This window comes from Mesorhizobium sp. M7A.F.Ca.US.014.04.1.1 (genome assembly GCF_003998745.1).
Classification (GTDB): Bacteria; Pseudomonadota; Alphaproteobacteria; order Rhizobiales; family Rhizobiaceae; genus Mesorhizobium; species Mesorhizobium ciceri.
On the sequence record NZ_RZRW01000173.1, the window covers coordinates 1 to 10134 of the forward strand.

At 64.6% G+C, this 10134-nt stretch carries 12 protein-coding genes; 6 read left to right on the forward strand and 6 right to left on the reverse strand.

The genetic code is table 11. The features are described from left to right. Nucleotides 1-360: DUF2794 domain-containing protein (locus EOA22_RS13935; protein ID WP_245478636.1), on the forward strand; the 360-nt coding region annotated here is incomplete at its 5' end. Nucleotides 361-492: 132 nt separating this feature from the next. Here EOA22_RS13935 and EOA22_RS13940 read toward each other — a convergent pair. The 4 genes from EOA22_RS13940 to EOA22_RS13955 all read right to left on the reverse strand — a co-directional run bounded on the left by EOA22_RS13940 (nucleotide 493) and on the right by EOA22_RS13955 (nucleotide 5425). Then, nucleotides 493-1065 (reverse strand): GNAT family N-acetyltransferase, encoded by a 573-nt coding sequence (locus EOA22_RS13940; RefSeq protein WP_063169546.1) that lies wholly within the window; start codon nucleotides 1063-1065, stop codon nucleotides 493-495. Between the two features lie 108 nt (nucleotides 1066-1173). Further along, nucleotides 1174-1953: a Bax inhibitor-1/YccA family protein gene (locus EOA22_RS13945; protein WP_013528823.1), complete on the reverse strand. Its 780-nt coding sequence runs from the start codon at nucleotides 1951-1953 to the stop codon at nucleotides 1174-1176. A 227-nt stretch (nucleotides 1954-2180) separates the two neighbouring features. After that, nucleotides 2181-4730 (reverse strand): ABC transporter permease, encoded by a 2550-nt coding sequence (locus tag EOA22_RS13950; RefSeq protein WP_063169547.1) that lies wholly within the window; start codon nucleotides 4728-4730, stop codon nucleotides 2181-2183. Further along, on the reverse strand, nucleotides 4730-5425 hold the full coding sequence (locus EOA22_RS13955) for an ABC transporter ATP-binding protein (RefSeq protein ID WP_063169548.1): 696 nt from the start codon (nucleotides 5423-5425) through the stop codon (nucleotides 4730-4732). Before EOA22_RS13955 ends, EOA22_RS13950 begins: the two co-directional genes overlap by 1 nt. 88 nt (nucleotides 5426-5513) lie before the next feature. Between EOA22_RS13955 and EOA22_RS13960 the strand changes: the two genes are divergently transcribed. Then, on the forward strand, nucleotides 5514-6158 hold the full coding sequence (locus EOA22_RS13960) for an arylesterase (protein WP_013528820.1): 645 nt from the start codon (nucleotides 5514-5516) through the stop codon (nucleotides 6156-6158). A gap of 125 nt (nucleotides 6159-6283) precedes the next feature. Then, nucleotides 6284-6880, forward strand: a complete 597-nt coding sequence (gene thpR / locus EOA22_RS13965) for an RNA 2',3'-cyclic phosphodiesterase (RefSeq protein ID WP_063169549.1) — start codon at nucleotides 6284-6286, stop codon at nucleotides 6878-6880. On the opposite strand, the gene EOA22_RS13970 is transcribed toward thpR, so the two are convergent. Further along, the gene (locus EOA22_RS13970; protein ID WP_013528818.1) at nucleotides 6784-7302 is read right to left on the reverse strand and encodes a low molecular weight protein-tyrosine-phosphatase; all 519 of its coding nucleotides are present in this window, start codon (nucleotides 7300-7302) and stop codon (nucleotides 6784-6786) included. The genes thpR and EOA22_RS13970 overlap by 97 nt on opposite strands. A 50-nt stretch (nucleotides 7303-7352) precedes the next feature. Between EOA22_RS13970 and EOA22_RS13975 the strand changes: the two genes are divergently transcribed. The 3 genes from EOA22_RS13975 (at nucleotide 7353) to EOA22_RS13985 (ending at nucleotide 8909) form a co-directional block, all read left to right on the forward strand. Further along, nucleotides 7353-7649 (forward strand): 4a-hydroxytetrahydrobiopterin dehydratase, encoded by a 297-nt coding sequence (locus EOA22_RS13975; protein ID WP_063169551.1) that lies wholly within the window; start codon nucleotides 7353-7355, stop codon nucleotides 7647-7649. A gap of 123 nt (nucleotides 7650-7772) precedes the next feature. Then, complete coding sequence (locus EOA22_RS13980) at nucleotides 7773-8135, forward strand: YkvA family protein (protein ID WP_013528816.1); 363 nt, start codon at nucleotides 7773-7775, stop codon at nucleotides 8133-8135. A 270-nt stretch (nucleotides 8136-8405) separates the two neighbouring features. Then, nucleotides 8406-8909 (forward strand): invasion associated locus B family protein, encoded by a 504-nt coding sequence (locus EOA22_RS13985; RefSeq protein ID WP_013528815.1) that lies wholly within the window; start codon nucleotides 8406-8408, stop codon nucleotides 8907-8909. Nucleotides 8910-8964: 55 nt separating this feature from the next. On the opposite strand, the gene EOA22_RS13990 is transcribed toward EOA22_RS13985, so the two are convergent. Continuing rightward, on the reverse strand, nucleotides 8965-10134 hold a 1170-nt coding region (locus EOA22_RS13990), incomplete at its 5' end, for a chloride channel protein (RefSeq protein ID WP_164755418.1).

The following is a 10134-nucleotide window of genomic DNA, read 5'->3' on the forward strand; positions in this document are numbered from 1 at the left end:
GGGGATGGGAACGCATCCGCAATAATCCCGCTGCACGAGGCGCGACGCGAACGTCTCGATCAGCCGGTGCGGTTCGACCGACGCGAGCTGGACCAGATCCTCAGGCTCTACGGACGCATGGTCGCCGCCAATGAATGGCGCGACTACGCCATCGATCATCTCGCCGACCGCGCTGTCTTTTCCGTCTTCCGCCGCACCAGCGAAGTGCCGCTGTTCCAGATCGTCAAGGATCCGAAACTGGCCCGCAAGCAGGGCGCCTTTGCCGTCATCGCCGCCGGCGGCCGCATCTTGAAACGCGGCCAGGAACTCGGCCGCGTGCTCGGTGTGTTCGACAGCAAGTTGAAGCTGGTCGAAGCCTGAGCAGGGAATTAGAGCAGGGGAATTGAAGAAATGGAGAATTGATGAGTTGAAGAAAAGGCCTCGGCGTCATCTGTTGCCGCCGCTTCTTTTTATTCTTCAGTTCTTCAATTGCGCAATTCTTCAGTTCCTTCTTCAGTCCCCTCTAAGGCGAAACTTCCGCTCTGGCAGCGAACTCGGATCGGGCGGCGCCGATGCCCCGCCATTCAGCGACAGCTGCATGAACACCGTGTCCAGCCAGCGCCCGTGCTTGTAGCCGGAGCCTTCCAGGCGGCCCGAATGGCGAAAGCCGAGCTTTTCGTGCAGCCGCACCGAGGCGCTGTCGGGACGGCCATCGCCGATCACCGCGATGATCTGGCGAAAGCCCGCCGTCGTCACCGCCTCGATCAGGCTTTGCATCAGCTTGAGCCCGACGCCCTGGCCCTTGGCCTCGGGCGCGACATAGACCGAATCCTCGACAATGAAGCGATAGGCCGGGCGTGGCCGGAAGGCACCGGCATAGGCGTAGCCGAGAACCGCGCCGTCCTTCTCCGCCACAAGGTAGGGAAAGCCGCCGGCCATCAGGCTGTCGAATCGAACACCCATCTCCGCGCGGCTCGGCGGCTCCAACTCATAGCTCGCCGTGCCTTGGGCGACCGCGTCGGCGTAGATGCCGGTGATGCTGTCGAGGTCGGCCGCTGTCGCCGGTCGAATCGTAATAGTGCTCATAGTTTATGGGTGCCATTTCTCTGCTCGCGATAACAGCAAAGCCCGGCACAAAAGAAAAGGGCGGCCGTTGGGCCGCCCTTTTGGAACTCGATGGTCCAGCATGCTGAACTAGCGACGGTCGCCCATGAACTGCAGCAGGAACATGAACAGGTTGATGAAGTCGAGATAGAGCGTCAGCGCGCCCATGATCGCCTTGCGGCCGGCAACGTCCGAACTGTCGCCCTCGAAATACATCTCCTTGATCTTCTGCGTGTCATAGGCGGTGAGGCCCGCGAAGACCAGCACGCCGATCGCCGACACGGCAAACGACAGCGCCGACGACTGCAGGAAGATGTTGATCACCGACGCGATGATGATGCCGAACACGCCCATGATCAGGAACGAGCCCATCGCCGTCAGGTCGCGCTTGGTGGTGTAGCCGAACAGCGACAGCGCACCGAAGGCGGCGGCCGTGGCGAAGAAGGTCTGTGAAATGCTGGCCGTGGTGTAGACCAGGAAGATCGAAGACAGCGACAGGCCGACGAGACCGGCATAGACCCAGAACGTCGTCTGCGCTGCCGAAACGCTCATCGACTGGACGCGGAACGACAGGAACAGCACGGCGGCCAGCGGCGCCAGCATCACCACCCAGCGCAGCGGCGAGCCGAAGATCGCGTAGCCGAAGGACGTCAGCATCTCGCCGCTCGGCAGCGTCGCGACAGCCGAAGCCGGATCGGTGGTGGTGGCCAGCATGATCGTGCCGACAGCGGCAAGACCGGTGATGAGGAGGCCAAGCCCCATCAGATTGTAAACCTTGATCATGTAGGCGCGCAGGCCCTGATCGATGTCGGCACCGACGCCGACGCCGGGCACGGCGCGCGTCTGGTAGTTGCGAATGGGATCAGCCATTGTAGTCCTCTATTGCTTCTGCCCCGTCCGGTGTCAGGTCCTTCCGGACCTGGGCGCCGCTGGCAGGGCTCCAGCATGCCTGTGGCGAAATATGATGGTTATTCGCGTCAAGAACAAGACCGTAACCGGATGTAACGGTTCGTGAGAGGGCGAAGCGCCGTTTCCTCGGCTTTTCGGACGGCTTTCTTACCAAGATTTAATCCAGGATGCCCGTTCCGGGCCTGTCGTCACAGGTTGCGCAGCACCGGTGCTGCCTTGTGGCCGAGCACCCGCCAAGTACCGGCGAGACCAATGCCGACCGTGATCACCAGCGAAAACAGAATGGTTGCCACCGCCACCTCCGGCATGAAATGCGACGGCAGAGTCATGATGCGCGCGACGACGAACCAGGCGGCTGCGCTGCCCGCCGCCAGCGCGAAAATGGCGGTGGCCAGCCCGATCAGCATATATTCGAGCGAGAAGGCCGATATCAGCGTCGTGCGTGTCGCGCCCAGCGTCTTCAACACCACCGCATCATGGATGCGCGCCCGGTTGCCGGCTGCAAGCGCGCCGGCCAGCACCAGCACCGAAGCGATCAGCGCCACGCCAGCGGCCGCCCGGATCGCCGTGCCGAGCTGTCCGACCAGCCGGTTGACGATGTCGAGCGCGTCCTTGACCCGCACCGTCGTCACCGCCGGGAAGGCGCGGGTGACGGCGTTGAGGATGCGGGCGTCGTCGGCCGTCGATGCACTCTTTTCGGTCAGCGTCGCCATCCAGCCATGCGGGGCGCCCGCGAATGTGTTGGGCGAGAAGACCATGACGAAATTGATACCCATCGTCTCCCATTCGACTTGGCGGAAACTGGCGATCCTGGCCGTGACGTTGCGGCCCAGCACATTGACGGTGATGGTGTCGCCGAGCTTCAGCCCGATCTCCTTGCCTTCTTGCGCCGAAAACGAAACCAGCGGTTCGCCGCTGTAATTTTCGGGCCACCAACTGCCCTCGGTCAGCGTCGCGTTCTCCGGCTGCCTGGTGTCATAGGTCAGGCCGCGATCCCCCCTCAGCACCCAGGCGCCTTCCGCCGGCACCTTCACCTTGTCGACATCGACACCGTTCAGCGCCATCACCCGGCCGCGCAGCATCGGCACCTTGGCCAGCACGCCCTGCGGCGCCTCCTTGCCGATCAGCGCCGAGAAGGACGCGACATCGGCGCTCTGGATGTCGACGAAGAAGAAGTTCGGCGCCCGTTCCGGCAGGCTGCCTGAGATCTGTCGCCTGAGATTGCCGTCGATCAGCGCCAGCGTCACCAATAGCGTCAGCCCGAGCCCCAGGGACAGCACCACCGATGGCGTCAGGGCGCCTGGCCGATGGATGTTGCCGATGGCGAGCCTGAGCGCCACGAAGCGCACGCGCGGGCTTTTCCTGGCCGCCCATTGCACCAGTGCGCCGACCGAGCGCAGCACCAGGAAGGCGAAGACGGTAGCGCCGACAAAGATCGAGGCGATGCGCTGGTCGCCCGAGAACAGAATGGCCAGCGCCGCAAGCAGCAGCGCGATGCCTATGGCCGCCGCGACATAGGCGGGGCGCGGCAAGCCGCGGCCTTCCAGTCCCATTTCGCGAAACAGCGCGGTTGCCGGCACGTCGCGGGCGCGGCCGAGCGGCAGCAGCGCGAAAGCCAACGTCACCAGCAGGCCGAACAGCGCCGCCATGCCGAGCGCGCCGGGATAGAAGCCGCCTTCGGCCGGCACCGGAATGACGGATTGCAAGGCCGCGCTCGCCGCGAAGGGCATTAGTGCGCCGAGCACAAGGCCTAGCACGACACCCAATCCGGCTATGATCAGGATCTGCACGAGATAGACGGCAAAGACGAAGCCGCCCGAAGCGCCCAGGCTCTTGAAGGTGGCGATGACGCCGCGCTTGCCGTCGAGATAGGCGCGCACCGCATTGGCGACGCCGACGCCGCCGACCACCAGCGCCGTCAGCCCGACCAGGGTCAGGAACTGCGAGAAGCGTTCGATGTTGGACGACAGCGCGGGCGCCGCGTTGCTGCGCGTGCGGATCGACCAGCCGGCTTCCGGAAAATCCGTGGCGGCCTGATCCTGGATGGCCTTGAGCCTTGCCTCGTCGGCGTCCGCCGGCAGCCGGATTTTGTAGGCATTCTCGACCAGGCTGCCCGGCTGGATCAGTCCAGTGGCCGCCAACCCTTCGGTCGAGATCATCAGCCTCGGCGCGAAGCCGAAGCCGTCGGACACGGCATCCGGTTCGGCGACCAGCTTGGCGCGCAGTTCGAAAGTAGCGGTGCCGAGCTTCAGCCGGTCGCCAAGCTTGACGTGCAACCGCTCGAACAGAAGATCGGGCGCTGCCGCACCGAAGACGCCGAACTCTTCGCCGAACAGTTCCTGTTTCGACAGCGCCGGCTCGGTCTCCAGCGTGCCATAGAGCGGATAGACATGGTCGACCGCCTTGGCCTCGACCAGCGCCTGGTCGGATCCGTCGGCGAGACGCGCCATCGAACGCATGCTGGCGGTCCGCGAAACCGTGCCGAGCCCGTCAAGGAAGCTGCGCTCCGCCTGACTGGCGTCACGCTGGTTGATCTGGAAGCGAAGATCGCCGCCAAGCAGCGTCTGGCCCTGATTGGCGACACCGGCGGTGATCGAACGCGCCACCGAGTTGACGCCGCCGATGGCCGCGACGCCGAGCGCGATGCAGGCGAGGAAGATCAGGAAACCGGACAGGCCGCCGCGCATCTCGCGCAGCGAGAAGCGGACAGCGAGCCTCAACGTCCGGGACAGCGGCATCAGGCCGTCACCTTGACCGGCGCCGGTGCCTCGATCCGGCCCGAGTGCATCGAAACCTGGCGCGAACAGCGTGCCGCGAGCGCCGGATCATGCGTCACCAGCACCAGCGTCATGCCGCGCTCGGCCGCCTTCGCAAACAGGAGGTCGGCGACCTGCCGCCCGGTCGCCTGGTCCAGATTGCCGGTCGGCTCGTCGGCGATCAGGATGCGCGGCGACGGCGCCAATGCGCGGGCGATCGCCACGCGCTGCTGCTCGCCGCCCGACAATTCGCCGGGATAGTGGGTGACGCGGTCGCTGAGGCCAACCGCCGCCAGCTCGCGCGCCGCCACCGCGAACGGATCGGAATGGCCGGCCAGTTCCAGCGGCACCGCGACATTTTCGAGCGCCGTCATGTTGGGAATGAGATGGAAGGACTGGAACACGATGCCAATGTTTCGGCCACGAAACGAAGCAATCTGGTCCTCGCTTTTGCCGTTGAGCAGCTCGCCGGCGATTCGGACCGTACCCGAATCGACCCTTTCCAGGCCTGCCAGGACCATCAGCAAGGTCGACTTGCCGGAACCCGAAGGTCCGACGATGCCGGTCGCCTCGCCGGTCGCCACGTCGAGGCTCACCCCCTTCAGCACATGGACCGATGAAGCGCCCTCGCCAAGGGTCAGGGACACGTCTTTCAGCGCGATGACGGCTTCTGTCAAAATGAAATCGTCCTATATCTGGGAATGAAGGCTCTGCTTGCCGGAAGCCGTCGACTGGAGAATTCCTAGCTCATATGGGGCCTGCCGCATGTCTTTCAAACGCAGTATTGCCGCAGGCTTCGTGGTTTTCCTCGCCATTTGCGGCGTCATGTCGTCGGCGCGTGCCGAGCCGTTCAAGATCGTCGGCTTCGGTGACAGCCTGATGGCGGGCTATGGCCTTGGACCCGACCAGGGCTTTACCGACAGGCTGCAGGCAGCGCTTGGCGCCAAAGGCCACGACGTGACCGTCGCCAATGCCGGCGTCTCCGGCGACACGACGAGCGGCGGCCTGGCGCGGCTTGACTGGTCGGTGCCGGACGGCACGCAGCTGGTCATCCTCGAACTCGGCGCCAACGACATGCTGCGCGGCGTCTCGCCCGACATCACCAAAAAGAACCTCGACGAGATGCTGAGCAAGCTGAAGCAGCGCAAGATTGCCGTGCTTCTGGCCGGCATGCGCGCCGCACCCAATCTCGGTCCCGACTACCAGAGCGCCTTCGACGCCATTTTCCCGGACCTGGCGAAGAAATACGACGTCGCGCTCTACCCGTTCTTTCTCGACGGCGTCGCCGGCCAGCCCGGCATGCAGCTCGAGGACGGCCTGCATCCGAGCGCACGAGGCGTCGACCAGATGGTCGAACGCATCCTGCCCGCGGTCGAGAAGGTGATCGCGGCGGTGCCGGGCGATTCCTAGCGGGTTGGAACTGTTTCCGCCCGGCGAGCTTTTAACAGGGACTGTGGCCAACAAACCTCTTGCTCCGTTTGACTATCGATGATTCGCTATGGGTGACAGTTCGATTCGAGGAAGGGAGGCTCTTCATGCCGCGTCTTTTCACCGCCCTCGAAATTCCGCGTGACGCTGCCCTTTCGCTGTCCCTGCTGCGGGGCGGCTTGCCGGGAGCTCGCTGGATCGACGTCGAAAACTACCATCTGACGCTGCGCTTCATCGGCGATGTTCCCGGCCATGTCGCCGACGAGATCGCCAACGCGCTCGACCGCGTCCACCGCCCTTCTTTCTCGCTGGCGCTGACCGGCGTCGGCGCTTTCGGCCAGAAGAAGCCGCATGCGGTATGGGCGGGCGCTTCCGCCTCGCCCGATCTGGCCGCCCTTCAAGGTGAGGTCGACCGCATCTGCCAGCGGCTCGGCATCCCGGCCGACCCGCGCAAATTCATGCCGCATGTGACGCTGGCGCGCTTGCGCAATTCGACCCCGCTGGACGTTGCCCAATATCTGTCGGCGCGCGGCAATTTCTCGACGCTGCCGTTCCGCATCGGCCGTTTCGTTTTGATGTCGTCGCGCGATTCGGTCGGCGGCGGACCCTACATCGTCGAGGAAGCCTGGCCGCTGTCAGGCACGGACGCCCGCGCCTCCAGCCTTGTCGCCAGCGCCTCCGACGCCTCGCGGATCATGCGATAGGCGGAAGCGAAGGCTTCTGCCTCGTCATGATAAGGATCCGGCACGTCGCGTGCCTTTCCCTGCGCGAATTCCAGGAACAGATGGATACGGTCCTGCACGGCCGCCGGCGCCAGCGCCTTCAGGTCAGCGACATTCGACCGGTCCATGCCAAGGATCAGGTCGAAACGGTGGAGGTCCTGCGGCGTGACCTTGCGCGCCCTCTGCCCGGAAATGTCGACGCCGTGCCGCATGGCGACCGCGATCGCGCGTCGATCGGGGGCAGAGCCGGCCTCCCAGTCACTGGTTCCCGCCGAATCGAGCAGGATATCCCGGGCCGACCCGCGCTCGGCCCAAACGGCGCGGAAGACACCTTCCGCCAGCGGCGACCGGCAGATGTTGCCGAGGCAGACGAAGAGAATGGAATTTATAGGCTTCGCGCTCATCGATCCGTCGCTATGGTGAGGGTCGTTTTCGAATAGCACAGGATAGGGACATGGCGAGAGAGAAACTGGGCAGGCAAGCCGCTGAAGCCGCATTGACGGGCCTCGACGGCTGGGCGCTGGCGGAAGACGGCGCCTCCATCAAGCGCACATTCACCTTCGCGAATTTCTCCGAGGCTTTCGCCTTCATGACCCGCGTCGCGCTTGCCGCCGAGGCGATGGATCATCATCCCGACTGGTCGAATGTCTACAAGACCGTCGACGTGACGCTGAACACCCACGACGCCGGCGGCGTCACTGCGCTCGATATCGATCTGGCCACGAAAATGAACCGTTTTGCCGGCGCCTGAGGCCTGGTATCGCCTCGGCAGGCCCAAATCGGCACCGGCATCTTGTAGCGGGGGTCGGGTTTCACCACATTTTCCCCCGCGGGGCAGGCGCCGGATGCGCATGAGCCCCGCAAGGAGAGACTGATGGCGCAACAATCCGGTTTTGATTTCTTCGGCTTTGGCGGCAAGCCGTCAGACGAGAGCGAAGTGCGCGAGAAATTCTGGCGCACAGCCAAGAAGGCCGCGCGGCAGATCCCCTTCATGGAAGAGGTCGTGGCCGCCTATTATTGCGCCATGGACAAGAACACGCCGCTGCGCGCCAAGGGCATTCTGCTGGCCGCGCTCGGCTATTTCGTGCTGCCGGTGGATGTCATCCCCGACTTCGTCTTCGGGCTTGGCTTCACCGACGACATCGCTGTGCTCACCGCCGCGATCACCGCCGTCAGTGCCCACATCACCACTGCGCACCGGCAGGCCGCCAGGGACGCCATGGCCGAGAAGGGCTGAACACGCGCGCGGAACGCCGTTGAAGCCGGCTTTCGGCGACAGCGTAAAAAGTCAAACTCTTGCCGCTTTCGTGGCCTTCAAGTCGCCAAAGGGATGTCGCGCCACCCGCTCGCAGGGCGGCGGCGCGGGTATGGTGGCGGTTTCCTCGGGGTGAGGGTCCTTTTCTCTTCGGAAATTCACCGTTTGGTAACCCAGATTAAATCAAAATGAAGCGACGGGCAGGACGCCAAGCCGGCCTGCCTCCGCACCATTTGGAATACGGGAAAAGCGATGCGCGGATTGATTGCGATAGTTTCGAGTCTGGCCCTGGTGGCCGTGGCAGCGCCGGCACTGGCGCAGTCGGCGACCAAGATCGGCCAGCACAATGCCTGGGGCACCTACAGCTACCAGGCATCGGGCGGCAAGGTCTGCTATGTCCTGACCGTGCCGACCGACAAGCAGCCGCCCACGCTCGACCATGGCGATATGTTCTTCTTCGTCAGCCAGCGGCCCGGCCAGCAAGTGTCCTACGAGCCGCAATTCATTGCCGGCTACAATTTCCAGGAAGGCTCCAAGGCCACCGTGACCATCGACAAGAAGACGTTTTCGATGTTCACGCGCGGCAAATCGGCCTGGGTCGAGAATGCCGCCGAGGAGCCGGTACTGATCGCCGCCATGAAGACCGGCACCGACATGAAGGTGACGGCGAAGTCCGGCCGCGGCAATCCCACCTCCTATGTCTTCTCTCTGAAGGGCATTTCGGCGGCGCTGACATCGATCGCCAAGTGTAAATAGGCAAAGCTACTTTTTTGAGGGAAAGGCCGGGCCGCGAAGTCCGGCCTTTTTTCTTTCATACTTGCCCCGGCCCGGCCTCCGCCCGGCGGCGCCGGATCGCCTCGGCGATGAAGACACGCGATAGCGCGTGATAGAGCGGCTCGTGCGAGATCATGCGCGCCGTGCCGTAGCCCAGCATCGAGGCCAGCATCAGCGCGATGACATTGTCGTGATTGCCGGTCATCTCCAGGATGATGACGAAGGCCGTCATCGGCGCTTGCACCACACCGGCGAAATAGCCGGCCATGCCGAGCAGTGCCGCCACCCCAGTGCTCGCGCCAAAGAGGAGGCCGAGCGAACTGCCGATGCCGGCGCCGACAGCCAGCGAGGGCGCGAAGATACCGCCCGGAATGCCCGAGATCATCGACAGCAATCCCGCCAGGAACTTTTCGGCGAAGAAGAACCACGGCAGCGGCGTGCCTTCGACGGCGCCCCGCGCCTGCACGTAACCGGTGCCGAAGGTCAGCCCGCCCGAGGCAATGCCGATCACCGCCACCGCAAGCCCGCAGATTGCGGCCACGATCAGGGCGCGCCGCAAAGGCTGCCCAGTGTTCCAGCGCCGGATCCGCCGCGTCGCCTTCAACGCCAGCAGCGAGAACAGCGCGCCGAACCCGCCGCCGATGACGCCGCAGGCAATCACCAGCGGCCACTCGGCGGCAAACGAGATGGTGTCCCTGGCGACGCCAAAATAGGTGTAGTTGCCGAGCAGCCCGAGCGAAGCGAGACCGGCCAGGATCACCGCCGTCAGCACCAGCCCGTTGGTTCGCGCCTCATAGGTGCGGCCCATCTCCTCGATGGCGAAGACGATGCCGGCCAGCGGCGTGTTGAAGGCGGCGGCAATCCCGGCGGCCGACCCGGCCAGGATCAGACCCCGGGCCTGCACCATGCCGCCCCAGCGTGCCGCCTGCAGCATCAGCGACGCGCCGACTTGCACCGTCGGACCCTCGCGGCCGATCGAGGCGCCGCAGAACAGGCCGACGATGGTGAGCATGATTTTGCCGGCCACCAGTTTGAGGGACAGGATGTGGCTGCGGTCCTCGTCGTCACGCAGATGGCGGGCGGCGATCGCCTGCGGAATGCCGCTGCCTTGCGAACCGGGAAAGAAGGTGTGGGCAAGCCAGGCGCACAGCACGAAACCCAACGGCGTAATGGCAAGCGGCAGATAGAAACGCCAGCCGCCTGCATC

Coding starts and splice junctions, on each gene's coding strand:
- EOA22_RS13940 (WP_063169546.1), bottom strand. CDS start 1,065: ATGAGCACTATTACGATTCGACCGGCGACAGCGGCCGACCTCGACAGC.
- EOA22_RS13945 (WP_013528823.1), bottom strand. CDS start 1,953: ATGGCTGATCCCATTCGCAACTACCAGACGCGCGCCGTGCCCGGCGTC.
- EOA22_RS13950 (WP_063169547.1), bottom strand. CDS start 4,730: ATGCCGCTGTCCCGGACGTTGAGGCTCGCTGTCCGCTTCTCGCTGCGC.
- EOA22_RS13960 (WP_013528820.1), top strand. CDS start 5,514: ATGTCTTTCAAACGCAGTATTGCCGCAGGCTTCGTGGTTTTCCTCGCC.
- thpR (WP_063169549.1), top strand. CDS start 6,284: ATGCCGCGTCTTTTCACCGCCCTCGAAATTCCGCGTGACGCTGCCCTT.
- EOA22_RS13970 (WP_013528818.1), bottom strand. CDS start 7,302: ATGAGCGCGAAGCCTATAAATTCCATTCTCTTCGTCTGCCTCGGCAAC.
- EOA22_RS13975 (WP_063169551.1), top strand. CDS start 7,353: ATGGCGAGAGAGAAACTGGGCAGGCAAGCCGCTGAAGCCGCATTGACG.
- EOA22_RS13980 (WP_013528816.1), top strand. CDS start 7,773: ATGGCGCAACAATCCGGTTTTGATTTCTTCGGCTTTGGCGGCAAGCCG.
- EOA22_RS13985 (WP_013528815.1), top strand. CDS start 8,406: ATGCGCGGATTGATTGCGATAGTTTCGAGTCTGGCCCTGGTGGCCGTG.